At 35.0% G+C, this 26,158-nt stretch carries 25 protein-coding genes; 14 read left to right on the top strand and 11 right to left on the bottom strand.

Going from position 1 to position 26,158, the window contains the following annotated elements; all coding sequences use genetic code 11:
• Window positions 1–9 precede the first annotated feature (9 nt).
• The 3 genes from lpdA to recQ all read right to left on the bottom strand — a co-directional run bounded on the left by lpdA (window position 10) and on the right by recQ (window position 5,427).
• On the bottom strand, window positions 10–1,413 hold the full coding sequence (gene lpdA, locus PMI13_RS10690) for a dihydrolipoyl dehydrogenase (protein WP_007843518.1): 1,404 nt from the start codon (window positions 1,411–1,413) through the stop codon (window positions 10–12).
• 259 nt (window positions 1,414–1,672) lie between these two features.
• Window positions 1,673–2,755 carry a glycosyltransferase gene (locus tag PMI13_RS10685; RefSeq protein WP_007843517.1) on the bottom strand — a complete coding sequence of 361 codons (1,083 nt, stop codon included), beginning with the start codon at window positions 2,753–2,755 and terminating at the stop codon, window positions 1,673–1,675.
• Window positions 2,756–3,222: 467 nt separating this feature from the next.
• The gene (gene recQ, locus PMI13_RS10680) at window positions 3,223–5,427 is read right to left on the bottom strand and encodes a DNA helicase RecQ (RefSeq protein ID WP_007843510.1); all 2,205 of its coding nucleotides are present in this window, start codon (window positions 5,425–5,427) and stop codon (window positions 3,223–3,225) included.
• 157 nt (window positions 5,428–5,584) lie between these two features.
• On the opposite strand from recQ, the gene PMI13_RS10675 reads away from it, so the two are divergent.
• The 9 genes from PMI13_RS10675 to PMI13_RS10635 all read left to right on the top strand — a co-directional run bounded on the left by PMI13_RS10675 (window position 5,585) and on the right by PMI13_RS10635 (window position 14,398).
• Entirely contained in the window at window positions 5,585–6,544 is a 960-nt protein-coding gene (locus PMI13_RS10675) for a KpsF/GutQ family sugar-phosphate isomerase (protein WP_007843509.1), read from the top strand.
• A 119-nt stretch (window positions 6,545–6,663) separates the two neighbouring features.
• Complete coding sequence (gene tatC / locus PMI13_RS10670) at window positions 6,664–7,491, top strand: twin-arginine translocase subunit TatC (RefSeq protein WP_007843508.1); 828 nt, start codon at window positions 6,664–6,666, stop codon at window positions 7,489–7,491.
• A 63-nt stretch (window positions 7,492–7,554) separates the two neighbouring features.
• Window positions 7,555–8,055: a MepB family protein gene (locus PMI13_RS10665; RefSeq protein WP_007843507.1), complete on the top strand. Its 501-nt coding sequence runs from the start codon at window positions 7,555–7,557 to the stop codon at window positions 8,053–8,055.
• Between the two features lie 244 nt (window positions 8,056–8,299).
• Entirely contained in the window at window positions 8,300–8,686 is a 387-nt protein-coding gene (locus tag PMI13_RS10660) for a DoxX-like family protein (RefSeq protein ID WP_007843506.1), read from the top strand.
• Entirely contained in the window at window positions 8,679–9,416 is a 738-nt protein-coding gene (locus PMI13_RS10655) for a DUF2071 domain-containing protein (RefSeq protein WP_007843505.1), read from the top strand. Before PMI13_RS10660 ends, PMI13_RS10655 begins: the two co-directional genes overlap by 8 nt.
• A complete protein-coding gene (locus tag PMI13_RS10650; protein WP_007843503.1) occupies window positions 9,407–10,159 on the top strand; it encodes a methyltransferase in 753 nt (250 codons plus the stop codon). The genes PMI13_RS10655 and PMI13_RS10650 overlap by 10 nt, the downstream gene beginning before the upstream one ends.
• Before the next feature lie 11 nt (window positions 10,160–10,170).
• Window positions 10,171–10,566, top strand: coding sequence for a hypothetical protein (locus tag PMI13_RS10645; RefSeq protein WP_007843501.1), 396 nt, complete (start codon window positions 10,171–10,173; stop codon window positions 10,564–10,566).
• A gap of 74 nt (window positions 10,567–10,640) precedes the next feature.
• Window positions 10,641–12,272 carry a M1 family metallopeptidase gene (locus PMI13_RS10640; protein WP_007843499.1) on the top strand — a complete coding sequence of 544 codons (1,632 nt, stop codon included), beginning with the start codon at window positions 10,641–10,643 and terminating at the stop codon, window positions 12,270–12,272.
• A 269-nt stretch (window positions 12,273–12,541) separates the two neighbouring features.
• Window positions 12,542–14,398: a M61 family metallopeptidase gene (locus PMI13_RS10635; protein WP_007843497.1), complete on the top strand. Its 1,857-nt coding sequence runs from the start codon at window positions 12,542–12,544 to the stop codon at window positions 14,396–14,398.
• A 74-nt stretch (window positions 14,399–14,472) separates the two neighbouring features.
• On the opposite strand, the gene PMI13_RS10630 is transcribed toward PMI13_RS10635, so the two are convergent.
• The 3 genes from PMI13_RS10630 to pepE form a co-directional block, all read right to left on the bottom strand.
• The gene (locus PMI13_RS10630) at window positions 14,473–15,642 is read right to left on the bottom strand and encodes a sensor histidine kinase (RefSeq protein WP_007843495.1); all 1,170 of its coding nucleotides are present in this window, start codon (window positions 15,640–15,642) and stop codon (window positions 14,473–14,475) included.
• 6 nt (window positions 15,643–15,648) lie between these two features.
• Window positions 15,649–17,019, bottom strand: coding sequence for a D-alanyl-D-alanine carboxypeptidase/D-alanyl-D-alanine endopeptidase (dacB, locus tag PMI13_RS10625; protein ID WP_007843491.1), 1,371 nt, complete (start codon window positions 17,017–17,019; stop codon window positions 15,649–15,651).
• A 119-nt stretch (window positions 17,020–17,138) separates the two neighbouring features.
• Complete coding sequence (pepE, locus tag PMI13_RS10620) at window positions 17,139–17,831, bottom strand: dipeptidase PepE (RefSeq protein WP_007843490.1); 693 nt, start codon at window positions 17,829–17,831, stop codon at window positions 17,139–17,141.
• Between the two features lie 185 nt (window positions 17,832–18,016).
• Here pepE and PMI13_RS10615 point away from each other — a divergent pair, with 185 nt between their 5' ends.
• Entirely contained in the window at window positions 18,017–18,571 is a 555-nt protein-coding gene (locus PMI13_RS10615) for a tetratricopeptide repeat protein (RefSeq protein ID WP_007843489.1), read from the top strand.
• Window positions 18,572–18,632: 61 nt separating this feature from the next.
• On the opposite strand, the gene PMI13_RS10610 is transcribed toward PMI13_RS10615, so the two are convergent.
• Window positions 18,633–19,121 (bottom strand): YdeI/OmpD-associated family protein, encoded by a 489-nt coding sequence (locus PMI13_RS10610; RefSeq protein WP_007843488.1) that lies wholly within the window; start codon window positions 19,119–19,121, stop codon window positions 18,633–18,635.
• A gap of 213 nt (window positions 19,122–19,334) precedes the next feature.
• Between PMI13_RS10610 and fsa the strand changes: the two genes are divergently transcribed.
• Window positions 19,335–19,988: a fructose-6-phosphate aldolase gene (gene fsa / locus PMI13_RS10605; protein ID WP_007843487.1), complete on the top strand. Its 654-nt coding sequence runs from the start codon at window positions 19,335–19,337 to the stop codon at window positions 19,986–19,988.
• A 212-nt stretch (window positions 19,989–20,200) separates the two neighbouring features.
• Here the strand turns inward: fsa and PMI13_RS10600 are convergent, their stop codons facing one another.
• From PMI13_RS10600 to PMI13_RS10590, 3 genes are read right to left on the bottom strand one after another with little or no spacing between them, the layout of a single operon-like run.
• On the bottom strand, window positions 20,201–21,109 hold the full coding sequence (locus tag PMI13_RS10600; RefSeq protein ID WP_007843481.1) for a GLPGLI family protein: 909 nt from the start codon (window positions 21,107–21,109) through the stop codon (window positions 20,201–20,203).
• Window positions 21,110–21,168: 59 nt separating this feature from the next.
• On the bottom strand, window positions 21,169–22,983 hold the full coding sequence (locus PMI13_RS10595; RefSeq protein ID WP_007843479.1) for a M56 family metallopeptidase: 1,815 nt from the start codon (window positions 22,981–22,983) through the stop codon (window positions 21,169–21,171).
• 1 nt (window position 22,984) lies between these two features.
• Entirely contained in the window at window positions 22,985–23,350 is a 366-nt protein-coding gene (locus PMI13_RS10590; protein ID WP_007843477.1) for a BlaI/MecI/CopY family transcriptional regulator, read from the bottom strand.
• Window positions 23,351–23,685: 335 nt separating this feature from the next.
• Here PMI13_RS10590 and PMI13_RS10585 point away from each other — a divergent pair, with 335 nt between their 5' ends.
• Window positions 23,686–24,267, top strand: coding sequence for a hypothetical protein (locus PMI13_RS10585; protein ID WP_007843475.1), 582 nt, complete (start codon window positions 23,686–23,688; stop codon window positions 24,265–24,267).
• A 102-nt stretch (window positions 24,268–24,369) separates the two neighbouring features.
• Here the strand turns inward: PMI13_RS10585 and PMI13_RS10580 are convergent, their stop codons facing one another.
• The gene (locus tag PMI13_RS10580; protein WP_007843473.1) at window positions 24,370–24,939 is read right to left on the bottom strand and encodes a hypothetical protein; all 570 of its coding nucleotides are present in this window, start codon (window positions 24,937–24,939) and stop codon (window positions 24,370–24,372) included.
• Window positions 24,940–25,101: 162 nt separating this feature from the next.
• Here PMI13_RS10580 and PMI13_RS10575 point away from each other — a divergent pair, with 162 nt between their 5' ends.
• Window positions 25,102–25,554, top strand: coding sequence for a carboxymuconolactone decarboxylase family protein (locus tag PMI13_RS10575; RefSeq protein ID WP_007843471.1), 453 nt, complete (start codon window positions 25,102–25,104; stop codon window positions 25,552–25,554).
• Window positions 25,555–25,942: 388 nt separating this feature from the next.
• A complete protein-coding gene (locus PMI13_RS21165; protein ID WP_007843469.1) occupies window positions 25,943–26,143 on the top strand; it encodes a bacteriocin-like protein in 201 nt (66 codons plus the stop codon).
• The last annotated feature ends 15 nt before the right edge of the window (window positions 26,144–26,158 follow it).

Genomic DNA, 26,158 nt, shown 5'->3' with positions numbered 1-26,158 from the left:
CATCAGGCATTACATATGGATAGGCCTTTTCGCCGTAGCATCCAATGCAGCTTCTTTAATAGCTTCTGCATACGTTGGGTGAGCGTGTGAACTTCTTGCAATATCCTCAGCACTTGCACGGAATTCCATTGCGATAACACCTTCTGCAATAAGATCTGCAGCTCTTGCGCCTACGATGTGCATCCCTAAAACCTCATCGGTTTTTTCGTCTGCAATAATTTTCACCAGACCATCTACATCACCGCTTGCACGGCTTCTACCTAAAGCCCTCATCGGGAAAGAACCTACTTTGTAAGCTACTCCTTCTTCTTTCAGCTGCTCTTCAGTTTTACCAACTCCGGCAACCTCCGGCCATGTGTAAACAACGCCAGGAATTAAATTATAATTGATATGTGGTTTCTGTCCGGCCAAAATTTCAGCAACCAAAACTCCTTCTTCTTCGGCTTTATGAGCTAACATTGCTCCTTTGATTACGTCACCGATTGCATAAATATTGGCAACATTGGTTTGTAAATGATCATTTGTTTTTACTCTTCCTCTTTCGTCAAGTTCCACTCCTGCTTTTTCAAGAGCAAGACCATCTGTGTAAGGTCTTCTTCCTACAGAAACCAAGCAATAATCCCCTTCTACAACTACTTCTTCTCCTTTTTTATCTTTAGCGGTAATTTTCACAGAATCTCCGTTTCTTTCAACAGCTGAAACCGCCGTAGAAAGCATAAACTTCATTCCCTGTTTTTTAAGAACCTTTGTTAATTCTTTACTTAAAGCTCCGTCCATTCCAGGAATGATCTTATCCATAAATTCAACAACGGTAACCTGAGCTCCTAATCTTAAGTAAACAGAACCAAGCTCAAGACCGATCACCCCACCGCCGATTACCACTAAATGCTTAGGGATTTCTTTAAGGTTTAATGCTTCTGTAGATGTAATCACTCTTTCTTTATCAATGCTGATAAAAGGTAAGGAAGAGGGTTTAGAACCGGTAGCAATAATGGTATATTTAGATTCGATTATTTCTGATGAACCGTCATTTTTAGTTACTTTGATCTGGGTAGCTGATTCAAAACTTCCCACTCCTTCAAAAACAGTGATTGCATTTTTATTCATCAGGTAATTGATACCATCTGTATTCTGCTTTACCACTTCGTTTTTACGCTCAATCATTCTTGCGATATCAGCTTGCGGCTCATTGATAATGATCCCGTGGCCAGCAAAATTATGTTTCGCATTTTCAAAATGTTCAGAACTGTCTAGAAGCGCTTTTGACGGAATACATCCAACGTTAAGGCAAGTTCCGCCCAAAGTTGGGTATTTTTCAATAATTGCTGTTTTGAAGCCTAATTGCGCTGCACGGATTGCAGCAACATAACCACCAGGACCAGAACCTATTACGGTAACATCAAATTGACTCATGTTATTTTATGAATTTGTTTATTATTATCTTTCTTAATTCTCACAAATTTACAGATAAATTGCCAAGCACCAAAGTGAGTTTTATCAATTTTAAAATCGATTTTTTAAATCCACAGATTGTTTTTATAAATCCATATGTACTTTTCCCTGTTCGGATATACCGCTGCTGGAAAAATAAGATCTACTGTACAGATACCATTCTATATTTTCAATATATGGATTGCATTTTCCGGATTAAGGAAAAATTAAAAATATTGGATTATTTATTTGCTAAATCAAGAAGCACTTTTTCATATTTATCCAGAATAATATCCTTTGAAAACCGTGACCGGATAGAGTTTTTAATAGCACCTTTATCGTAAGACTGATGAAGGATGCTCATTATTTTCTGCGAAAAATCTTCATGATTGTCAATGTCTGAAATTTCGCCGTTCACACGGTTCTGAATGATCTCATTAATTCCGCCCGGGCAATTGTTGGCCAATGAATATGTTCCGCAGGCTCCGGCTTCCAGTAAAACGTTCGGAAAACCTTCATATCTTGAAGAAAGGACGAACAGATCGGCATATTTCAGAAACTGATACGGATTGTCCTGTCTGCCATGAAAAACAACATGCTTCAATCCAAGAAAATCTTTCATCTGATGCAGGATTTCCCTGTCTTTTCCGTCTCCTAAAATATGCAGCAGGATATTCTCGTTTTTAAGCCTTGAAAATACCTTCAACAGGTTATCAAACCCTTTTCTTGAAGATAGGTTTCCAATAGCTACTACATTTTTAAAATTATATTTGAAACTTTCCGGCTTGACAGAGTTTCTCAGCTTTTCATCAATAAAATCAAAATCCACAGGGTTGTTTATTTTGACAATTTTATTGGAATTAACCCTGAAATTCTTCATCAGATCTTTCATCATATCATCGCTCTGAGCAATGATCTTCTGATAATTATTATAGAAATTATAGAAAAACCTGATTTCTTTTCTTGTAACATGCTGGCTCACAACATTGGTTTCTCTGGCAATAAATTTGGTCCTTGGAAAAAGTTTGATAAATAATGATAAATAAGCATTCACTTCCCCAAACCCGGAAAATACAATATCCGGCTTTCTCCGGTAGATTTCCGCTAGAATAGGTTTTAACGAATGCCTGATCCTTTCGGTATTCAGATCAATAATTTCAACATCTTTTTTAACAAGATTAAGATATCCGCCTTGCTTACGCAACAGCAAAATCTTGGGCTCAAACCGATCTCTTGAGAGATGATTCGCAATGGTGGTAACAATTCTTTCTGCGCCTCCGGTTTCCAAATCCGGCAGAATAAATATAACAGAAATCTTTTTCATCAATGTAAATTTAGTAAAAAGTTTGGGTAAGTTTCAAATATTGGGAAACAGAAGCTTCAATCTTCATTTTTTGCCATTAAGAATATTAAGTTATTAAGAATAAAAAATTAAGTTTTGACCAATATTTTTATATTAACGCAAAGGAAAACAAAGATTTTTTAAAGAGGAATATTTTAAAGATAAACAAAGGCGTAAACTTATTAAGGTAATACAAATTTTCTGCATTTTAGATAGCAGTAAAGCAATACTTAATATTCATAAAACCTATACCATCTTAATGATTTAAAGTAAAACTATACCGTTCCTTGTATTTCACCAATAGGCAACACGGCTTTGTTTATCTTTAATTTAAAGCTTGTTTACTATTCTTTGTTTTGCTTTGCGGTAAAATAAAGCTCATTCATAAAAAAAGAAACTCTCTTTTGAAGAATTTCTTTTATTGTGTTTATACTAAGGTAAATTAACTTTTAATTGGCAACGTCACTGATGAATTTTATCCTCAGCATTCTCACTTCTTCGTCAGAAAGCTCATCCCCGAATTCATCCAATAAGACTTTCATGCTGTCACTTTCAGATTCATTCATAAATTCCATGAACCCGTCTACGATATCTTCATCAAAATTATCTTCGATATAATAATCGATATTGAGTTTCGTGCCCTGGTAGACAATACTTTCCATTTCCTTCAGCAATTCATTCATGCTCAGGTTTTTGGCTCTTGCAATATCTTCAAGGTCAATTTTTTTATCTGTGCTCTGGATAATGAAAACTTTGTGGCTGGATTTGTTGGCAACCTGCTTCAGAACCATATCCTGGGTACGCTCAATATTATGGTCTTCGACATAGGTTTTTATAAAGTCTGCAAATTCTTTACCGTATTTTTTGGCTTTTCCTTCACCTACTCCATAAATTTTAGCTATTTCTTCTACGGTAATCGGATACTGAACTGTCATATCTTCCAGACTCGGATCCATAAAAACCGTATAAGGCGGAATCCCGTATTTTTTAGCTACTTTTTTTCTTAATTCTTTAAGCTGACCAAATAAATTCTGATCCAAACCACCACCAGACTGCATCTGAATCTGATCACTTTCAGCTTTTGCCTGTGTTAAATCAAATTCCCTGTCTTCAGCAATTAAAAACGAATGTTCCAGTTCACCTTTAAGGACCAATTGCCCTTTTTCCGCAATTTTTAAAACGCCATAGGTCTCAATATCTTTTTGCAGAAAATTCTGAACAGTAGCCTGCCTTAAAATGGTTTTCCAGTAATTATCCTTTTCTTCTTTTCCGAAGCCGAAATGGGAACTCTGTTCCAGTTTATAAGACTTGGTAACCGCATTCTCTTTTCCTGCAATAACGGAAATCAGGTCTTTGGATTTGAATTTTTCTCCGGTATCTTTAATGAGCTCCAGTACTTTTTTGAGATCATCAGTTGCGTCTTTCAGTTTTGGAGGATCTGATGCATTGTCGCACATTTTAGCTCCTTCTCCGGTCACAGGATCAAATATTTCTCCAAAGTAATATAAAATATACTGCCTTCTGCTCATTGAGGTTTCGGCATATCCCACCACCTCATTTAAAAGCTGTAATCCGATCTCTCTTTCCGAAACAGGTTTCTGAGCTAAGAATTTTTCTAATTTTTCAATATCTTTAGGATCATAGAATGCAAGACAATAGCCCTCTCCGCCATCTCTTCCCGCTCTTCCCGTTTCCTGATAATAGCTTTCCAGGGATTTCGGAAAATCATAGTGAATAACGAAACGTACGTCCGGCTTGTCAATTCCCATTCCGAATGCAATAGTAGCTACGATTACATCCACTTCTTCCATCAGGAATTTGTCCTGATTGGCTACTCTCACCTTCTGATCCAGCCCGGCATGATAAGGTAAGGCATTGATCCCGTTTACCTGTAAAAGCTGGGCAAATTCTTCAACTTTTCTCCGGCTCAAACAGTATACAATTCCGGACTTACCTTTATGTTGGTTGATAAATTTAACGATCTCCTTATCTACATTCACCTTTGGGCGAACTTCATAGTATAGATTAGGACGGTTGAAACTTTCTTTAAATACCAAAGCATTCGCCATTCCCAAAGTTTTCTGGATATCATCCTGTACTTTAGGGGTTGCTGTAGCGGTAAGGGCAATCACCGGAACATTAGCAATCTTGTCAATAATAAGTTTCAAATTTCTGTATTCAGGTCTGAAATCATGTCCCCATTCTGAAATACAGTGCGCTTCGTCAATAGCAAAGAAAGAAATAGTAACTTCTTTAAGGAAATCAAGATAATCTTCTTTAATTAACGATTCCGGAGCTACATATAAAAGTTTTGTCTTACCGCTTTTAATGTCATCAAAAACCTGTTTGGTCTGGGTTTTATTTAATGAAGAATTTAAAACGTGTGCGACCCCGTCATCAGATGAAAGACCATTTACAGCATCTACCTGATTCTTCATTAATGCGATTAGGGGTGAAACTACGATTGCCGTTCCTTCAGAAATAAGAGCAGGAAGCTGGTAACATAATGATTTTCCCCCTCCTGTCGGCATCAAAACAAATATATCTTTTCCATCTAACAGGTTTTCTATAATTTGTTCTTGTTGACCCTTAAAAGTAGAAAACCCGAAATACTTTTTCAATTCGCCTGATAAATTGGCTTTTTTTGCGCTCATCTAATTTTCTATTGCTAAATTTGCATCTTATCCAAAGTTATAAATTTTTTGCTTAAAATAAAAGCGAACGAATTTATAAAAAATAAAATTTATATTAAATATTCTTTTTTAAATATAACATTTTTTAAGAGATTTTTTGTATACCTATAAAATAAAAATGGAAAAGACCGACATCATCTCAATCGCAAAGAGCACTTTAGAAATAGAAATTTCAGAACTTGAAAAATTAAAAAACAGGATTGATGACCAGTTTGTGAAAGCTGTGGAAGTCATTCATTCGGCAAAAGGGAAATTAATTGTAGTGGGAATCGGAAAATCGGCCCACGTCGGCAATAAGATTGTAGCAACCTTAAACTCTACAGGAACGCCATCACAATTCCTTCATGCTTCCGAAGCCATTCACGGAGATTTGGGAGTTATTCAGAAGCAGGATGTTGTTTTGTGTATTTCAAATTCAGGAAATTCACCTGAAATAGCGAATCTTGTTCCTTATTTAAAAGACTATTCTTCCGCACTGATCGGAATGACAGGAAATAAAAACAGTAAACTTGCAGAATTCTCTGAGATTGTCCTGGATACTCATGTAGATCTTGAGGCCTGCCCGAATAAACTGGCCCCCACAAGTTCTACAACGATACAAATGGCGCTTGGAGATGCGCTGGCTATCTGCTTAATGGAACTGAATGATTTTAAAGAAAATGATTTCGCAAAATTCCATCCGGGAGGAAGTTTAGGGAAAAACCTGGTTTCAAAAGTTGATGATTTTCTTTCTTCACAAAAACCTCAGGTGACGGAAGATGCTCCGGTAAGGGATGTTATTATCTCAATCAGTGCATCCAGACACGGAATTACTGTTGTGACGGATAAAGACCAGATCATTGGTGTAATTACCGACGGAGATCTGAGAAGAATGCTGATGAAAGGTGAAGATGTCTCTAAGGTTTTAGCCAAAGACATTATGTCTGCCCATCCTAAAACCATCGAAAGAAATATCCTGGCAAAAGAAGCCATGAAAATTCTTAAAGAAAACAACATCGGCCAGCTTATCGTTACGGAAAACGGAAAATATTTCGGGATTATTGATTTGCATAAATTGCTAGACGAAGGAATTAATTAATTCAGAAATAAAAAACAGAGGTTAAAAATCAGTAAATATTCAATCTGTTTATAAAGCCAGTTTCTAACCTCTAACTTCTTTAAATATTTCATAAATTTGGAACTTTAAAAAATTATTCTGTGAGTGAAGGTAAAGAAATGTCCTTTCTTGGGCATATTGGAGAATTAAGAGGTCACCTCGTACGCTCAATTATTGCTATTGTAATTGCCGCTTTCGCAGTCGGTTTTAATATCAACTGGATCATGGATCACATTTTCTTTGGTCCTACAAGAAACGATTTTCCAACATTTAAAATTGTCAATCACTTTTCCAGAATGCTTTTAGGAGAGGACAGCATTCATCTTCCCAAAGATTTCCCGGTGCGTGTACAAAGACTTTACCAGCAGTTCAATGTCATGATGTCTGTTTCTATCTTTGGAGGAGTTATTGCGGCATTTCCGTATATTGTCTGGGAGTTATGGCGTTTTATCAGCCCGGCTTTGCATCCTAGAGAAAGAAAGAATTCAATTTTTATCATTAATGCAGTCTGGATCCTTTTTATGACCGGGGTTTTGTGCGGATATTTTTTAATTCTTCCATTTGCAGTCAACTTCGGCGTAATTTTCAAAATTTCAGATATTATCGTTCCTTTGTATGACCTCAGTGATTATACTACTTTATTTTTACAGGTTATTTTAGGTATGGGTGTTATTTTTCTATTTCCTATCCTTATTTATTTCCTTACCAGTATCGGAATTCTGACCCCTACATTTATGAGGACTTACCGTCGTCATGCCATCGTATTGATCATGGTAGTAGCCGCAATTATTACTCCTGCAGATGTTTTGAGTATGATGATGGCTGCCTTGCCATTGCTTTTATTGTATGAGTTCAGTATTATCATGTGCTCTTACACTTATAAAAAAGTTCAGAAAAGAGACGGAAATCTTCCGGTAGTTCAGAAATAGCCACCATAGAAGGGAAAAAAGGCTAAAAAGCCGATAAGAAGGGAAAAATTAAAGAATAAAGGAATGGTTGGAATATTAAGCCGGATTGAAAATTCTGTCTTCAAGGCTTTGCAGTTAAAGTTATCGGATATTAAAGTCGAGCCGGAATCTGAAGACTATTCCGGATATAATTTTTCACTGGATCATTTAAGCATCAAATTCAGGAAATCAAAAATCACTCCCACAAAGAACGGGCAGTTTGTAACATTATGGAGAAGAAATTCAGCCGGAAAAACAGAACCTTTTGATGCATCCGATCATTTTGATTTTTATATCATTGCTGCCGAACAAAATAATAATTCCGGATTTTTCATATTTCCCGGAAACATATTGACTGAAAAACAAATTCTGACAAACAGCCAGAAGGAAGGTAAACGGGGATTCCGGGTTTATACTCCATGGGATGAACCTGAAAGCAAACAGGCTGAAAAAACCCAAAACTGGCAGCTACAATTTTTTATCGACATCAGTAATCCCGCAACTATTGATTTTGATACCTTCAAAAATATTTTAACCCAGCACTAGAATATTTGTCATAGGATTTCAGCATTCATCGGGCTAAAACAATAAAGTTCCTGTTTCTGAAACATCGATTCCAAATACATTGATTGTTACAGCATTAAATTTAAGAGAAATCATTTTTAAATTATATTTTCAATAATTATTGAAAGTTCAGAAAATAATATATATTTGTAAAAGATTTAGGAGTAAAAATTTCAAACGCACATCCCGAAATTTTATAACCATTAGAACCAATCACTTTTACTGAATGAGAAAAATCCATACCATATTGAATTACTGTATTGCTACAGTCTGGATTATAAATGGGCTGTTTTGTAAGGTTTTCAATTTTGTTCCCCGTCATGAGCAGATTGTTGCAAGAATTTTAAACAATGATCATTCAAGAATATTAACCATTCTGATCGGATTATCAGAAATTGTTATGGCATTATGGATTTTAACAGGAGTTAAAACAAAACTAAATGCCATTTTACAAATTACAACAATTGCAGCAATGAATATCCTTGAATTTATATTAGTCCCCGACCTATTACTCTGGGGTAAATTCAACTCATTATTTGCTTTTTTATTTATTCTGCTTATTTACTTCAATGAATTTTATTTAAATCCAAAAACACCACATCATAATGCTTGAATTTTTAAAAAATCACCCGTTTGCCGTTGAAGCTTTTTTTGAAAGTTCACTTGTTTTGACGTTTACTGTTCCTAAAGAACAATTACAAAACCTTATTCCCGAATGTCTGGAGCTCGACACATTTCAAGATAAATGGGCTTTTGTTGCAGTGGCAATGGTACAAACAAAAGACCTGCGCCCAAAAGGATTTCCAAAATTTATGGGAAATGATTTTTTTCTGATAGGTTATCGTGTATTTGTACGATACACAAACAATACAGGAAAAAAATTACGTGGCTTATACATCCTGAAATCTGAAACCAATAAAAAGAAAATGGAATTCCGGGGAAACTTATTTACCCATTATAATTACTCTACAACAGATATTCAGCAAACTGAAAAAGAAAATCTAAAAGAAATACAATCAATTAAGTCAAAGTTTAAAATTGTCTTCAGTACAGCAGAAGAAAACATTCCTTTACCTCAGGGCTCACCATTTGCAGACTGGAAAGAAGCAAGAAGATTTGCAGGCCCATTACCGTTTACATTCACCTATAACAAAAAAACCAAAGAAGTTCTTATGATTGAAGGGGTAAGGCAGAACTGGATCCCTAAGCCTGTAAAAGTGGTTGGGTATCATTTTGATTTTTTAAACACGCTGAAACTCGAAAACCCTATTTTAGCCAATGCTTTTATTATTAACAATATTCCATATTACTGGAAAAAAGGAAAAACAGAACAATGGAAGTAAGGAGAAGAAAATTTCAGGGCGTTTTAAATATTTTAAGTTTTAACCGCCATTTTTATATAGCAGGAATAGGAATTCTGGCATTCATTATCATTAGTCATCAGATATTTGAATGGTCGGATCTTTTATACATGACCATTATCGCAGCATTTCTTTATGGGCTTATAATGCCTTTAATAATATCAGCATATGTCTATGATTTCTCAGGATATTACACATTTCACTGGTTGAAAAATTGTTCAATTGATAAAGAAAATGTAAAACAAATTCTAAACATTAATGCAGGTTTTGACGAAACAAGCTATATTATTAAAGATAACTTTCCACAAGCTGATTTAAAGGTGTTTGATTTCTATGATGCAAAACGGCATACTGAGCCGGCAATAATAAGAGCCCGGAAAGTGAGCCTTATGTACCCTGATACCCAACAGATAGTAACAGATTCAATACCTATAAATGAGCAATCGGCTGATCTGATTTTTCTGCTTTCAGCAGCTCATGAGATAAGGTCACATGAAGAAAAAATTCTTTTTTTAAAAGAATGCCATCGGGTATGCAAAACTCATGGAAAAATAATTATGGTGGAACATTTACGGGATTTTCCTAATTTTTTAGCATTCTCGGTTGGGTTTACTCATTTTTTTTCAAAAACTACATGGAAAAATGCTTTTGAAAATGCAGGTTTCACATCATGTAAGGAGGTAAAATTTACCCCTTTTATGTCTATTTTCATTTATTCACTTTAAATTCAGTCAAAATGGAGTTGCATTTAAAAATAACCGGCGGACTTTTAATTATTTTAGCATTAGTTCATATTATTTTCCCAAAATATTTTAACTGGGAAAAAGAACTCAGGTCATTGAGCCTGATCAACAGACAAATGATGATTGTTCATACTATTTTTATTGCTTTAACGGTATTTCTTATGGGCCTGCTTTGTATAACATCTTCCAATGAATTAACAGAAACCTCTCTTGGCAAAAAAATATCATTGGGGTTAGGTATTTTCTGGACTATCCGGTTGATCGTTCAATTTTTCGGTTATTCATCAGAACTATGGAAAGGTAAGACCTTCGAAACAGTTATGCATCTGTTTTTTTCTTTCCTCTGGCTATACATAAGCACTGTGTTCTGGATGATATATTTCAAATGATTAAACAAATTTGTAATTAAATAAACGTATTGCTGTTAAATTTTCTATTTTTGGATAGATTAATTTAATTTCAAATGAAAAAACTGACCTATACCCTTCTGTTTGCATCGGGACTTGTTTTCGGGCAATTCTTTGAAAAACCTCAGGCTTTTACCAAGCAGGATACTTTAAAAGGCTCCAATACCAAATTCCGGAATTTCTGGGATGTAAAAAAATATGAACTGTCTGTAGAACCGAATTTTGAACAGAAAAGTATAAAAGGAAATAACACCATCAGCTTTGAAATTATAAAAGATATTACCAATCCTGTTTTCCAGATCGACCTGCAAAAACCGATGAGAGCAGATAAGGTAGAAGGCAGTTTCCCGATCGCCGAATATAAACAAGATGGTGATTTCATTTTTATTACAGCAAAAAAAGCCTTCAAAAAAGGAGAAAAGCATACGATTGATGTCGCTTATTCCGGGAACCCTGTTATTGCCAAACGTGCGCCCTGGGACGGAGGCTGGGTTTTCACAAAAGATGATAACGGAAATCCGTGGATGAGTGTTGCTGATGAAGGAATCGGAGCATCTATATGGCTTCCGACAAAAGATATCTGGAGCGATGAGCCCGATAATGGCATTATCATGAAAATCATTACTCCAAAAGACCTTGTGGGCGTAGGAAACGGAAAGCTGATCGACAAGAAAACGGAAAATGATAAAAATATTTTCACATGGCAGGTTAAAAACCCGATCAATGCCTACTCTATCATTCCGAATATCGGAAAATATGTGAATTTCAAGGATACTTTTAAAGGGGAAAAAGGAAATCTGGATTTAGATTACTGGGTTCTGGATTATAATTTAGATAAGGCTAAAAAACAGTTCCAGCAGGTAAAACCAATGCTTTCTGCATTTGAATATTGGTTTGGCCCTTATCCTTTTTATGAAGACTCTTATAAGCTTGTAGATTCCCCTTATTTAGGAATGGAGCATCAAAGCAACGTAGCGTACGGAAACAAATATATGAACGGATATCTCGGTTCCGATCTTTCAGGAACGGGAATCGGCTTAAACTGGGATTACATCATCATCCACGAAAGCGGACATGAATGGTTTGCCAATAATATCACAGCAAAAGACCAGGCAGATATGTGGGTTCACGAAGGCTTCACGATGTATTCTGAGGTTCTTTTTACGGAAAAATATATGGATAAAAAATCTGCAGATATTTATGCACAAGGAATCCATCGCAACATCAGCAACGATATTCCCATTATCGGAAAATACGGCGTAAGAAACGAAGGAAGTGGTGATATGTACACTAAAGGGGCAAGCATGCTTCATACCATCAGACAGGTGATCAACAATGACGATAAATTCAGACAGATTTTAAGAGGGCTTAATAAAGATTTCTACCATCAGACCGTAACAACAGAACAGGTTGAAAATTATATTTCCTCAAAATCAGGAATCGACTTTTCAAGTTTATTCAACCAGTATTTAAGAACCACTAAGATTCCAACACTGGAGTATTCTCAAAAAGGAGAAACTTTACAATACAGATATACCAATGTGGTTAAAAACTTTAAACTTCCGATCAGGATAGACAACGAGGAAACCATTAATCCAACTGAAAGCTGGCAAACGGTAAAACTGAAGAAAGGAAACCCTGCAACGTTTAATAAAAATTATTATATCAATTATAAGAAGGTACAGTAAATAGGCGAAAAAGCTGAAAGGCTGAATCGCAAATTGCGAAACTATGAAACTGTAAAATTGCTGAAACGTAGAATTGCCGGAAAATTAAGATAAAAATATAAAAAAGATTTATATTTTGGTTTTATGATGCCATTTACCCTTTAACGGCTTTGCCGTTTTACTTTTTATAAAGTTTCACAATTATCCTTATTTTAATTTTAAGAAAAGTTTAATACATTTCTTCGTAACAAAATGATTTTTATGACAACTATTTATATAAATCAAACTCAATGAAAAAAATAACACTAAGCTTAGGGATTTTAACAGCTGCTTTTATTCATGCGCAGTCTATTAAAACCAATATTGATCTGGTGAATGTAAAAGACGATAAAGTTGCTGTTACCATGGAATTCCCAAAAATGAAATCCGGTGATATAAAGTTCCATTTTCCAAAGACAGTTCCCGGAACTTATTCTGTAGATGATTACGGGAGATTTGTAGAAGGCATAAAATTTCTTGATAATAAAGGGAAAGAATTAGCTTTCACGAAGATCAATGACAATTCTTATTCTCTTAAGAATGCTAAAGATCTGACTAAAATTACCTATCTGGTGAACGACAGTTTTGATGATGAAATGGATAATGACAAGCATAAAGCTGTATTTTCCCCATCAGGAACTGATATTGAAGCGGGTAAGATTTATTTAATCAATACCCACGGTTTCATCGGATATATTGATAATATGCAGGATGTCCCTTACCAGTTGATCATTCAGAAACCAACTGGTTTTTATGGAACTACCGCACTTGTAGATCAGGACAAATCTGAGTCAACAGATACTTATACTTTGGCTAATTATGCTAAAGTAACGGATTCTCCGCTGATGTATACCAAGCCTGATTATATCACATTCAATGCAGGAGGTATGGATCTGGTTTTAGGAGTATATTCGCCGTCCGGAAAATATAAAGCTGCCGATTTTAAAGATAATCTGGAAAAAATGGTGGTTGCCCAGAAGAAATTCCTGGGTGATATGAATACCAACAAGAAATATGCAATCATGCTTTATCTTGCAGGTGCAGACGGGCCAAGGATCAAAGGTTTCGGAGCTCTGGAGCACCACGAATCCACCAGTGTGGTTTTACCGGAAATGATGCCTAAAGAAGCTATCGACAAAACAATAACAGATGTAGTTTCACATGAGTTTTTCCATACGGTTAATCCTTTGAAAACCCATTCTGAGGAGATCCATTATTTTGATTATGCAGATCCCAAGATGTCACAACATCTTTGGATGTATGAAGGCGGAACAGAGTATTTTGCCAATCTATTTCAGATCCAGGAAGGTTTAATTGACAAAAATGAGTTCTTAAAAAGAATCAACGAAAAAATTACCAACTCCAAAAACTATGATGATACCATGCCGTTTACGGTGATGAGTAAAAATGTTTTGCTTGATCAATATAAAGACCAGTACAGAAACGTTTACGAAAAGGGAGCCCTTCTTGCCATGTGCCTGGATATTGAATTAAGAAAACTTTCCAACGGTGAAATGGGTTACAGGGATATGATCAGAAAACTGTCTCAGAGATTCGGGGAAAACAAGCCTTTCAAAGATGATAAGCTTATTGATGAATTGGTAACGGTTACCGGATATCCTCAGGTAAAAGATTTCTATAATAAATATATTGCAGGAAACCAGCCTACTCCATACGCAGAATATCTTAACCAGGTAGGTGTGGAAATGACTAAGAAGGATACACCGCCTATTTTCTGGTTTATTAAAGATCCTAATCAAACAGGATACAATGATAAGAACAATACATTTATTTTTGATGAGAGCTCAGCTTTATCACCTTTTGCAAAAAGCATTGGCTTTAAAATCACCGATGAAATCTTTTCATTAGACGGAAAAACCATCAATATTCAAAATGTTCAGGAATTTATCAACTACACCAAAACAATTAAGGACGGGCAAAATGTTACGGTTGTTGTTTTAAGAAAAAATGGCAACAAAACGGACAAAGTAGAGCTTAAAGGAAAAGCCATCCTGGATAAGCTTTCTGTAGAAACACTACAATACAAGGCCAATCCAACTCCGGCAGAACAAAAGCTGCAGGACAAGTGGCTAACCGGTAAGAAATAAAATAAGAAAAGCGAGGAAAGTACCCTCGCTTTTTTTGCTTTTCACGTCATTGCTTCGCTTCGCTCGCAATGACTTTAAGCTTTTCTGATAATTATTCTGAAGGTTGTCCCCTTTCCTATTTCGGTCTGTGAAATTTTTATATCTCCGTTATGGTATTCCTGTATCACTCTTTTGGCAAGAGAAAGCCCCAGACCCCAACCCCGCTTTTTAGTGGAATAACCTGGCTTAAACGCATTCCTTGACTGTTGTTTGGTCATTCCGCTTCCGGTATCTTTTACTTCGATCAGGATATTTTTATTCCTTTCGAAAACATACATTTGCAATATCCCTTCTCCTTTCATGGCATCTACAGCATTTTTAACCAGGTTTTCAATCACCCAGCTCATCAGGATCCTGTTGTGTGGAACCAGAATATCATAGGTAGGGAGATGTAAGCTGAAATTTATTTTCCTTGAAATCCTGGTCTTTAAATAATTGTAATTCTCCTGAATGGTTTCATTGAAATTCATATCGTTCAGTTCAGGAACAGAGCCTATTTTTGAAAATCTTTCGGAAATGGTTCTTAATCTTTCAATATCTTTTTCAATTTCATGTACGCCTTCAGAATCCGGATTTTCCAGCTTCATGATTTCCATCCAGCCGATCATTGAAGACAAAGGTGTTCCGATCTGATGGGCAGTTTCCTTGGCCAGACCGGCCCATAAATAACCTTCATCCGTTTTTTTGATCGTTCTTAAAAACCAGAATGAAAATAGAAAGTACGAAAAAACAAGTAAGCCTAAAAAATAAGGATAGTATCTTAAGTTATTGAGCAATGCTGAGTTATCATAAAAAACAAGCTGTTTTTTTCCATTAGCCACTTCAATTTCAAACGGCTCATAATTGCTTTCCATTTTAGTGATTAATTTTCTCAGCTCCAGAGGATTATTCAATATTTCCTGTGAAATATTACGTGAGCTTCCGTCAAATATAAAAGGCTGTTTATTTTCATCCGTTAAAATCGACGGAATCTGGTCATTCTCTGTAAGGATGGCAAACAATAAATCCTGGGTTTCAGAGCTTTTCTGCTGGTTATCCTGTAAAATTTTGATTGCTGTAGCAAAGACTTTTATTCTTTCGGCTTCTTTCTGTCTTAAGTTTTTAATGAGAATATTGGATGAAACAATCAGAGCTGCCACAATTACAGTAAGTAATGTAAATACAAACCAATTATTTATCCTTGATAAAAACGGACGATTTTTCATTAAAATTTATTTTAAAACATTCAGAATCTTTTGCAGCTCTTCATTTCCGTTTCCCTGGTAATTGTTGATAATAATGGAAAACACATATTTCCGGCCTTCTTTTGACGTATGAAAACCGGCAAAGGATTTTGTATCCCGCATGGTTCCGCTTTTCATTTTCATCCCGTTATCCTGGGTCGGAAAACCGTCATAATAAGCCTCAAACCAGGATTGTTTTTTGGCATACAGCAAAGCCTGAACTTCCGCTTTAGCAGAAACATAATTCTGTGGTGAAAGCCCGCTTCCGTCTGCAAAATTGATCATATGGGGATTTATGCCTTTTGATTTCCAGAATTCCTTCAGATAGGCAACTCCGCTTTTAAAGCTCGGATCTCCTTTCTTCTCTTTACCTAAAGTTTTGATGAAAGTTTCCCCATAAAGGTTGATGCTTTTTCTTAAAAACCAGTAAACGATCTTATCTAAAGTAGGTGACTCAAAAGTAAATATAATATTATTTTTCGGGGCTTCCCATTTTCCGTCTTCTATTTCCAATTGTGAAGAGGTAAGCACTTTTCCTGAAAAATCAATTCCCGATTCTTTCAGCCATTGTTTTACTTCCATTCCCAGTTGCAGTGGAGGATTGGGAACTGATCCGGAAACAGTGACCATTTTTCCTGCCGGTAAAGTTCCGTTGATTAATGCAATATCAGAATGAGGTGCTGTGAAAATCAGACTTTGATCTGAGTTTCCGCCGGTTTTAAGATCATTAAGCCACTTCACGCCTTCCAGAGGATAGGAAAAACTTTTAAAATCTTTCCCGTTAATATTAATATCAAACTGATTTTCCCTCCAGTTTACACCCCAGACTCCCGCTCCGTAATAATTTCCAAGATCATCCCATGGCCATCCTCCCGGTATCGTCTGATGGTCAAAATAAGAATCATCAACAATCAGGTCGCCTGATATTTTTGCAATTCCTGAGGTTTTAACGGCTTCAATCAATTTCTTTTTAAAAGTATCGGGTTTACAGGATTCATATCGCCAGCTTCCCAATGTAGGATCTCCGTTGGAAGAAATATAAAGGTTCCCGTTCAGAACATTTCCTGAAATACTTCCGGAATAACCTGATGTTGTTTTATAGGTATAATTCTTGCCCAGGGTTTCCAGAACAGCTCCGGCTGTGAATATTTTCTGAGTTGAAGCAGTGGAAAGCCCTTTGCTTCCCTGGTACTCATAAACAAAATTGCCATTCTCATCCGAAACATAAAAAGATAAACCGGATGCAACTGCTGCTGAAGAATTCATCAGATCTTTGGTAGCAGCATCAAGCTTCTGGGGAATATCCTGAGCAAAAAATATCTGTGTTGAAAGCGTAAGAACGGCAAACGTTTTTTTCATTTTCTATTATAAAACTTTATTTGAATATTTTGATATGGCTGGGTATTTTAACTTGTTTAAAGCTGAAAAACACTTCAATTCTTAATCAAAGATAATAAAATAAGCAAGTGTTTAATAAATTATAATGTACTTCCGCCCTCTATTTCGTAAGGTTCTTTCCCTTTTTCAAAAATTCTGGTCAGTTCATTGCCTTCTACGGTAATGGTATCTCCGACCCTTCTGATCCAGTTTCCTTCACGAAGTCCTACTACTTTAAGGTCATTTTGGGTCAGGAATTCTTTAATCCTTGTTTCTCTGGTTTCTCCGTTATGCTTTAACTCAGGATTAGGATCCAGATAATGTGGATTTAGATTAAAAGGTACCAATCCCATACATTCAAAACTTGGCGGGTACACAATCGGCATATCATTCGTTGTTTTCATATTCTGACCGCCAATATTACTTCCTGCACTGCATCCAAGGTAAGGCTTTCCGGTTTCCACATTTTTTTTCAAAAGAGACATTAAGCCTTCTTCATGTAATGTTTTAACCAGTAAAAAAGTATTTCCACCTCCCGTAAAATAACCTTCAGCCTTATTTAAAGCTTCGGTTTTATCTTCATATTCCTGCAGGCCTTTTACTCTGATATTGATTGTTTCAAAAAATGAACGTGCTTTTTCGGTATAATCTTCATGGGAAATTCCGCCCGGCCGGGCAAAGGGTACAAAAATTATTTCGTCGATCCCTTTATACAGTTCAATCAATTCTTCTCTCAGATATTCTAAATATGCTCCCCCGAAAAGAGTGGAAGTTGAGGCTAATATGATATTCATACAAAAATTATATAGATTAAAATGGTAACATACAAAGATAATCGAAACCGCCACGAATCAAAAATTTAGATAAAAAAACATTAATCCCGTTAATATTTTCAAAAAAAACTTAAAGGTTCTAAAATTTAACTTTTTGTGGAATTATTATTGAATTTTAGCATTTACAATTTGAAAAATATAAGATTATGAAAATGATTAAAATTGATATTAAAAACCTTTTTTTAGGTTTAATATTGGTAGGAAGTGTAAGTTTTGTGAATGCTCAAACGACTAAAACAGACAGCACAAATAATACGGCTGCTACAGGCCAGACAGGAAGCAATCCTACTATTGACAGCCTTAAAAAACAAATTGAAGCCAATCCGAAAGATACAGAATCATTAGCAAAACTGGCTGCAGCTTATCAGGAAGCTTCAGATTGGACCAATGCAGTGGAGACATGGAAAAAAATATCTGCTTTGCTACCGGATTGGGCTCCATCATATTACAGCCAGGCGTACGCCTATCAGTCTGCTAAAGATGATGCCAATGCAAAAATTGCTTATGAAAAATATATTGCTACTGTAAAACCGGAAGAAGTGGAACAAAATAAGAAAAATCTGGCTTACGCTTACTTCTATCTTGCTTTTGCGGAACAGAAAAATGATCCTGCCAAGGCGAAAGAACATATTGCTAAATCCTTACAGTATGATCCTACCAACCAAGATGCGATAAAGCTTAACAAGGTTTTAAATTCATAAAAAAATATCCGGAAATGTTTTCCGGATATTTTTTATTGTCTTTATGGATTCATCGCTCTATTTAATTGATTTTCTTTCCGAAAAAGTCTGTTTCCCCCTGCAAATGCCGGATGATTTTTTCAATATTTCGATTGATGCTTGCTTCAGTTTTCAGATTGTTGATATATCGAATCAGTTCTAATTTTCTTGAAGGGATCAGACTTTCGAAATTCTTTAATGCAACCTCGCTTTCTTTGATTGCTTTTTCTAATTGCGGATGAATGGGAATCGCCCTGTCTGAATCGTCAAATTCAACAAAAACTTCGATCACTTCACCAATTCTTTTAGGGGAATTTTTGAGCATTGTCAGATTAATGTATAACCGCCATTCACCCAAATATTTCATCAGATTTTGCCTGAATTCTTTACCATTTACGGTACCTTTCACCGGAATCGGGCTTTTGATTCTTCCGGAAGAGTCAAAAATAAGATGTAAAACTTCTTCAGGAACAAATACGAAAGGATTGATCCCAATGATTTCAAGTTTTGCTGTAAACCTGTTTTTTTCCATAACAAGCAAATTTAGAAAAATGTTTTTATTTGAAGCTTAGGGTAAGAATAGATCGTCTGTGAGTTTAAACTACCCCATCTTTTTTCTCTGCAAAAATCCACCTCTTCAGGGAAGGGGAATTTTGAGCTTTATTAAAAAGCTAATTCCTAAAAAATTAAAATTTCCCACTCGCAAAGGAATGTTTATCTTTGCAAAAATAAATCTATAAATCAAATGAAATTTTTTATTGACACTGCCAATTTAGAGCAAATCAAAGAAGCTAAAGACCTTGGGATCTTAGATGGTGTAACGACCAACCCTTCATTAATGGCCAAAGAAGGAATTCAGGGTGCTGAAGCGATCAAAAATCACTATAAAACAATCTGCGAGATTGTAGACGGTGATATTTCTGCTGAAGTGCTTTCTACAACTTATGAGGAAATGATCAAAGAAGGAGAAGAATTGGCAGCTATCCACCCGAATATCGTGGTAAAGATCCCGATGATCAAAGACGGGATCAAAGCATTAAAATATTTTTCAGATAAAGGAATCAAAACCAACTGTACTTTAATTTTTTCAGCTGGACAGGCTCTTTTAGCTGCAAAGGCCGGTGCTACTTATGTTTCTCCTTTCTTAGGAAGGCTGGATGATATTTCTACAGACGGATTAAATCTTATTCAGGAGATCCGTTTAATTTTTGATAACTATATGTATGATACTGAAATTTTAGCGGCATCTATCCGTCATTCAATGCATATTATCGACTGTGCTAAAATCGGTGCGGATGTGATCACTTCTCCACTGCCTCCGATCTTGAGCTTATTAAAACACCCGTTAACAGACAGCGGACTTGCCCAGTTTATTTCTGACTCTCAGAAATTAGCTTAATCATAAAAGAATACACAATAAAGAATACACAATAAAGAATCCCGGAACTCGTTCCGGGATTCTTTATTTAAGCAGCTCGAACGTGAAGATTATTATTCCCTGTATTTCGCATTTTTTCAGTCACAGGAGTGGAATTTGATTTAAAAATAATAAAACAAAAAAACAGGATAACTCAATTAATTACCCTGTTTTGATTAGAAAAATATGTTTTGTTAATTCACCAGATCAGGTTCGATAGGATTGTTATTCTTTTTTAAACTTTCTTTGGTACGCTTTTCCATTTCCCTGAACACCTGATTAGGGTCTGAGATCTCTTTTCCATCAGAAGTTCTTACTTTAAAAGCTACTTTCGTGTTTGAATCCCCACTGTTTCTCATCATCATTTCCCGCATATTTTTGGAGGGATCATTCACATAAGCTTTCCATACTTTTTTGTACTGATCTTTTGTAACTTCAATTTCTTTTCCGCCCATTCCGAGTACCCTTACATTTTGAGGCATTTCTATTTGTTTTTCGGCTGCTGCGGGAGACTGAATTGTTTTGTTGCCCACCAGGGTCATGATATGTGATCCCGTAGAATCTTCAATTTTTACAATTAATCCCGGCAAACCATAGAATTTGTAGGGTCCATCCTGAAAAGGAATATCAGTAGTAAACCATGCGGTCCATTCTCTTCCGCCAAAACTGGTTGTTGCTTTTTGGGCATTATACTCCCCTATTTTCTGTTTATCAGAAAGAATTTTCCATTCCGGTTTTGCATCTTCTTTCACTTTGTACTGGTCGGTAGAAACTCTTGTAAACAGATATGTCTTAAAATCAGGATACTGCTTGGTTACTTTATAAGAAACCTGTCCCGGTCTTTCGCTTCTATTGATGTTTATATTTCCTGATCCGCCTTTGATCTGTTTTTCCAGATCGGCCTGTGAAGTGGAATCTGCGACAAACTTATCTCTGCTGTAATAGCTGGAACCGTTTTTATCAATATCCAGAAGCATCATCTCCTTTTTTACATCGGCTTTATCATTAGAATCCGGAATAAACTTATATTCATAGAAGAATCTGTTGATCTGTGCATTAGTGAATATGCTAAAAAATAAAAAAAGTAAAATATTGTTTTTCATAGGTTGATATATAAAAAAGCTTTGCCAATTTATATTGACAAAGCTAATTCGGGACTTTATTATTTTGTCTGAATTCTTATTTCTCCTGAAGGCTCTCCATCTTTGGTACGTTTATTTACATTCATACTTTTGATCTGGTCAGGTTTTAAAGCATCAATATCTTTCTTGCTTACTTCAATACCGTTGATATAAAATTTCATATTATCATAGGTCGAATTAAGATTTGTTATTTTTGAAACGGTAAAAGCGTCAGCATTTTTTTTAAAGTCAGAGCTCAGTCTTATAGTTACCGGATTCTTTGAATCATTAAAACTTGTGGTACCATAAATGTATACTTTTCTGTTATTTCCGTCCAAAGCTCTTCTTTCAGCATCAAGCTTGGCTCTTTCCATATCCAGCTTAGCCCGTTTTTCATTCAGTTTGGCTCTCTTTCTGTCAATTTTAGCCCGTTTTGTAACAGTTTCCATAGCATTTTTGGCATTTGCAGCAGCTTTAGCTTTATCTTCAGCGCTCCATTTTATATCCTGCAGATCTTTAAAGCTATACATATTAACTCTTGGTGCATCAGGAGCATTCGGTGGTAGTGGAACATCAGGATATTCAAAATTGATTTCCGGTATTTCAGGGATTTCAATTTCCATCTTCTTAAGCTCTTTCATTTTATTTTTCCATTCATCTGATTTGAAGTAATCATTAATTTTTCTTACTTCATTTCCATTGATGGTATAGGCCATTCTGAAATCGTCTGAGCTGGTAATTTTCCCCATTTCTTCTGAAAGTGAGCTCAGCTCATCAACGTTCTTCTGAAATTCTTTACTCTCAGGTTTCAGCTCTTTTAATGCTTTGCTTTTTTCCTGAATCTTCTTTCCAAGATCGGTTAACTTTTCAGTTTCTCTTTTTCTTAATTGTTTTTGCTGAACAATATCGATGGTATTGATCCTTTCATTTTTTACCGTGTCTTTTTTAATTTGAGAAACGGCCTGTTCGATTGCTATATTCGTTTCTTTGATTTCTTTATTCTTGGCATTTACCATATAAGCAAAGGCTACTGAAAATAAAACCGGCAATGCAAAAATTCTTCGCGCATATCCGAATTTGGTTTTGGGTTTTTGTAACATTTTGAGTCGTTTTTTTAAATTTGAACTTAAAAACGGACTGGTTGCAGGTAACTGTGTTCCGGAAAAGTGACTTGCTAAAAGCATCTGCGCAAATGCTTTTGTGTCCGATTGTTTTACGGCTTTCTTATCAGCCAGATATTCGTGGATTAGATTGAGTTCTTTTTTGATGATATGAAAGAACGGATTGAACCAGAAAACAGAGGTAATGATCTGAATAAAAATTTTATCCAGTGAATGTTTCTGCTCAATATGTACCATTTCATGCTTTAAAATCTGCTTTCCGATGTCTGAATTCAATACAATGGTATTTTTCCAGAACAGGTTTTTAAAGTAAGAAAACGGAGCTTCGGTAAGGTTTGTACGGTAAAAATTGATCCCGTCAAAACTTTCTTTTTGAAATTGGTGCTTAAGTTGTTGAATTCTAAAAATCCCATACATAAATTTCCCTAAAAAATAGAGAGAAACCAATCCCAAAGCTGAAAAAATAATTCTAAAATAAATGTGGTCATTGTTTATTGTTTTATCTGAATTAAAATTCTGTACCTTATTTATTAATACATATACTTCATTGCTTACCTCTATTGTAAAATCATCTACCCTGATCAGTGGCAGCAATAATGACAGTAACATGGCTGATAAAAGATAAAATCTGTTATAATGATGAAATGTCTTGTCCTTTAAAGACAACTGATAATACAAAAACGTTACACCTGAGCATACAATTACTTTCCCAAAGTACAGAAATATGGCTTCCATATTAGTTTTTCTTTTTGAGTTCGTTTAATAACATTTCAAGATCTTCTACAGTCATTTCATTTTTTTCTACCAGAAATGAAACTGCACTTTTGTAAGAACCTTTAAAATAATTCTTCACAAGACTTTTCATCGTTTTTCCTGAATACTGTTCCTTTGAAATCAACGGAAAATACTCATGCTGTCTTCCGTAGACACTATATTCTACAAATTCTTTATCCTTTAATACTTTTAAAATAGTAGAAACAGTATTGGTATGTGGTTTCGGATCAGGAAATAAATCAAGGATATCTTTAAGAAACCCTTTTTCCAGTTTCCATAAATACTGCATTACCTGTTCTTCTGCTTTTGTTAAAGTCTGAATTTTCATATCCTGTTTCATTTATCATTATCAGATATAAAAACATTGTCGTTTCTATATCACTAAGAAATTAGTTATACAAATGTAGAAATAAATCCGAACCAAACAACTATTTTTTTAGTGATAAAATGAAAACAGACACAAATAATTGATAATCAGTTATTTATTTTTTATTAAAATATGTTAAATTTTTAATGAAGAAAATTTATAGCCTGAATAATCAATATTAAAATACTTAATTTGACAGTAAATTCTTAAAACTTGTTAATTTTTATTAAATAAAACTAAAATGAATGTGCTTAAAATGAGAAAATATATTTATTTTAGTGCTTTAAAAATTTCTCATGAAAAGATATAATTTATTGATTGTACTATTACTATTGATTTTTAACGTAACAACTGCTCAAAAGAAAAATTCTCCGGCTGCAGATTTCAGCTCTTTAAAAGAAACGAAAACCAAAATTGAAAACACCGTTCCGCTTGTAATCGGGCACCTGCAAACCATTGCTACAAAAGAAGGTGATAATAACATCCTTACCAACGGAAAAGTCGCTTTAGGAAAAGAATACGGTATTTTGGAATCCGAATGGCGTTTGTACAGAGGGAATATGAATAACTGTATTCTGAACAACTCTTCTAAAAAAGCAAAAAAATGTATGGAATACCATACGACCTATTTAAGAAATACACTGATCAATTATAAAAACTATATCACTTATCTCACGAGAAAAAATGGGTATTTAGGTGTTGAAGGTGATACAAAAATAGATTTCAACCCTGCTGAAATTGCTACTAAATTAAGTGAAGCTTATTTCAATGCCAATGCTGCCGCAGGAAGAATGAAAGGAAATCAGAAAACTGAATTCTTAGGCCAGACCATGGCGGAGGATATTAAACTTAGACCTTACGCAGAACTTGCCCCGTAGATAATGAATGATAACTTATGATCGATCATAAGTTTACAGATATAAAATCCTGCTTTTTGAAGCAGGATTTTTCTTTTATAGAAGCCCACATCCGTGAAAATTTCAACTGTTATTTCTTTCATTTATATTCTGCTGAAATCTTTCACAGATCTCCAAAATCTCACCAGGAGATTCACTAAATTTACCCAGTCCGACAGAATAATAATTCTCTCCGGTCTCTTTAAAATTATACAATGCTTTTTCTCTATCTCTAATTTTAATAAGAAGGCTGTACTTTGTTACTGTAGAATAGCCGCCACCTTCAGTTGGTTCTTTACGTTCGCAACGATCAATAAAAAATCCTGAGATCTTATTCCATGAAACATCAAGGTCAGGAAGTATATTGAAGGTCCCTTCACCATGTAAAATATCAACAATATTTCTTCCATAACGTATCTTCATACCGGCTTTGGATAAAATGATTTTCTTTTTAATGTCCCAGAGATAGCCTGAAACCATAACCATGGGAAAAACCAGCGTCAACAATATCAAAAAGACAATAAATATATGGTCTTCACGAACAGCAAACCACCATTTAATAAAGAAAAATAATGGAACTATACAGAAGATAACCATAAGAACCGCATCCGTTATTACTGATTTCTTTCTTTCCGAAATTATGATTGTTTCCATATTTTAAACTTTACAATAAAGATGGCATAAAAATCAATACATAAGGCCATTAACTTTCAGATTTCCTCTCATCTACAAAAAAACATAAAAAAATATAACATTTTTTGTCCAGAATTTAAAATTCGTTTGTCATTAAGGTATAACAACCAAAATTAAAATCTTATGGAACCAAGAATTAATTTATTCGAAAAAGGGAAAAAAGCGATTACTCCGATCTTTGGAATTACTCAGTATTTGAAGCATTCCACTATTGACAGAAAGCTGATGGAGCTTATTGATTTCAGGGTATCCCAGATCAACCAGTGTGCGTACTGCCTTGATATGCATTCTAAAGAACTTCGTGCTATGGGCGAAACAGAACAGCGTCTTTACGGGCTGAGTGCATGGAGAGAAACTCCATATTATACAGACAGGGAAAGAGCAGCTCTGGAATGGGCAGAAGCAGTGAACAGTCTCCATGTTCCGGATACAGCTTATGAAAATGCAAAAAAACAGTTTTCCGAAGAAGAGATCATTGACCTTACTTTAGTGGTGAATGCCATTAACGTCTGGAACCGTTTCAATATTGCCTTCCAACAGGTTCCGGGAGATTACCAGGTGGGAATGTTCGGATAGTTTTTCTAAAAGTTAGAATTGATTTAATAAAAAAGAGAACCACAATGTGATTCTCTTTTTTTATTTGGAATTTCTGAATACAACTTCATTTGAGATAAAAAATAACAAAATCATTTTAACATTAACAAAAATCTAAGTGTTGGGCTTTCAAAATTGCAAAATTGATTGAAGAAAAAGGAATCGATCCAAAAAGATCGGATTAAAATTAATAACCAATTAAAGCTTCCCTGAAAATATTATAATATAAACAACCACCTTTTTCTACTCATATCCTACACATTTACGAAGTTTTAGAAAACAAAAATTCCTTTTATGGTGAATAAAATTATTTTGTATACTTACTACTGATTGCAATCACAAATAATTATTAATTTAAAATTTATTTACTATGAAAAATCTAAAAAAATTATTGCGAAAAAATTTGAAAACTATAATTGGAGCAGATGGTCAATCTACCGGCAAAATTTATCCCGGTAATGGAATTGGAAATGGAGATTCATGGCATTGCTGTAATAAAACAACCGGCACTTGCGGACCATGTGGAGGAGCAGGAGCCTGTGACGAGGGTTATGAGCTAAGATTTTGCTAATAACATTTCAGAAAA

The organism is Chryseobacterium populi (genome assembly GCF_000282115.1).
GTDB classification, from domain to species: domain Bacteria; phylum Bacteroidota; class Bacteroidia; order Flavobacteriales; family Weeksellaceae; genus Chryseobacterium; species Chryseobacterium populi.
Note: the sequence above shows the minus strand (reverse complement) of the source record. Positions and strands in the feature narration are given on the sequence as shown.

Bases quoted from the DNA above. Each gene is read 5' to 3' on its own strand.
- lpdA (WP_007843518.1), bottom strand. From the start codon at position 1,413: ATGAGTCAATTTGATGTTACCGTAATAGGTTCTGGTCCTGGTGGTTAT.
- PMI13_RS10685 (WP_007843517.1), bottom strand. From the start codon at position 2,755: ATGAAAAAGATTTCTGTTATATTTATTCTGCCGGATTTGGAAACCGGA.
- recQ (WP_007843510.1), bottom strand. From the start codon at position 5,427: ATGAGCGCAAAAAAAGCCAATTTATCAGGCGAATTGAAAAAGTATTTC.
- PMI13_RS10675 (WP_007843509.1), top strand. From the start codon at position 5,585: ATGGAAAAGACCGACATCATCTCAATCGCAAAGAGCACTTTAGAAATA.
- PMI13_RS10665 (WP_007843507.1), top strand. From the start codon at position 7,555: ATGGTTGGAATATTAAGCCGGATTGAAAATTCTGTCTTCAAGGCTTTG.
- PMI13_RS10660 (WP_007843506.1), top strand. From the start codon at position 8,300: ATGAGAAAAATCCATACCATATTGAATTACTGTATTGCTACAGTCTGG.
- PMI13_RS10655 (WP_007843505.1), top strand. From the start codon at position 8,679: ATGCTTGAATTTTTAAAAAATCACCCGTTTGCCGTTGAAGCTTTTTTT.
- PMI13_RS10650 (WP_007843503.1), top strand. From the start codon at position 9,407: ATGGAAGTAAGGAGAAGAAAATTTCAGGGCGTTTTAAATATTTTAAGT.
- PMI13_RS10645 (WP_007843501.1), top strand. From the start codon at position 10,171: ATGGAGTTGCATTTAAAAATAACCGGCGGACTTTTAATTATTTTAGCA.
- PMI13_RS10640 (WP_007843499.1), top strand. From the start codon at position 10,641: ATGAAAAAACTGACCTATACCCTTCTGTTTGCATCGGGACTTGTTTTC.
- PMI13_RS10635 (WP_007843497.1), top strand. From the start codon at position 12,542: ATGAAAAAAATAACACTAAGCTTAGGGATTTTAACAGCTGCTTTTATT.
- PMI13_RS10630 (WP_007843495.1), bottom strand. From the start codon at position 15,642: ATGAAAAATCGTCCGTTTTTATCAAGGATAAATAATTGGTTTGTATTT.
- dacB (WP_007843491.1), bottom strand. From the start codon at position 17,019: ATGAAAAAAACGTTTGCCGTTCTTACGCTTTCAACACAGATATTTTTT.
- pepE (WP_007843490.1), bottom strand. From the start codon at position 17,831: ATGAATATCATATTAGCCTCAACTTCCACTCTTTTCGGGGGAGCATAT.
- PMI13_RS10615 (WP_007843489.1), top strand. From the start codon at position 18,017: ATGAAAATGATTAAAATTGATATTAAAAACCTTTTTTTAGGTTTAATA.
- PMI13_RS10610 (WP_007843488.1), bottom strand. From the start codon at position 19,121: ATGGAAAAAAACAGGTTTACAGCAAAACTTGAAATCATTGGGATCAAT.
- fsa (WP_007843487.1), top strand. From the start codon at position 19,335: ATGAAATTTTTTATTGACACTGCCAATTTAGAGCAAATCAAAGAAGCT.
- PMI13_RS10600 (WP_007843481.1), bottom strand. From the start codon at position 21,109: ATGAAAAACAATATTTTACTTTTTTTATTTTTTAGCATATTCACTAAT.
- PMI13_RS10595 (WP_007843479.1), bottom strand. From the start codon at position 22,983: ATGGAAGCCATATTTCTGTACTTTGGGAAAGTAATTGTATGCTCAGGT.
- PMI13_RS10590 (WP_007843477.1), bottom strand. From the start codon at position 23,350: ATGAAAATTCAGACTTTAACAAAAGCAGAAGAACAGGTAATGCAGTAT.
- PMI13_RS10585 (WP_007843475.1), top strand. From the start codon at position 23,686: ATGAAAAGATATAATTTATTGATTGTACTATTACTATTGATTTTTAAC.
- PMI13_RS10580 (WP_007843473.1), bottom strand. From the start codon at position 24,939: ATGGAAACAATCATAATTTCGGAAAGAAAGAAATCAGTAATAACGGAT.
- PMI13_RS10575 (WP_007843471.1), top strand. From the start codon at position 25,102: ATGGAACCAAGAATTAATTTATTCGAAAAAGGGAAAAAAGCGATTACT.
- PMI13_RS21165 (WP_007843469.1), top strand. From the start codon at position 25,943: ATGAAAAATCTAAAAAAATTATTGCGAAAAAATTTGAAAACTATAATT.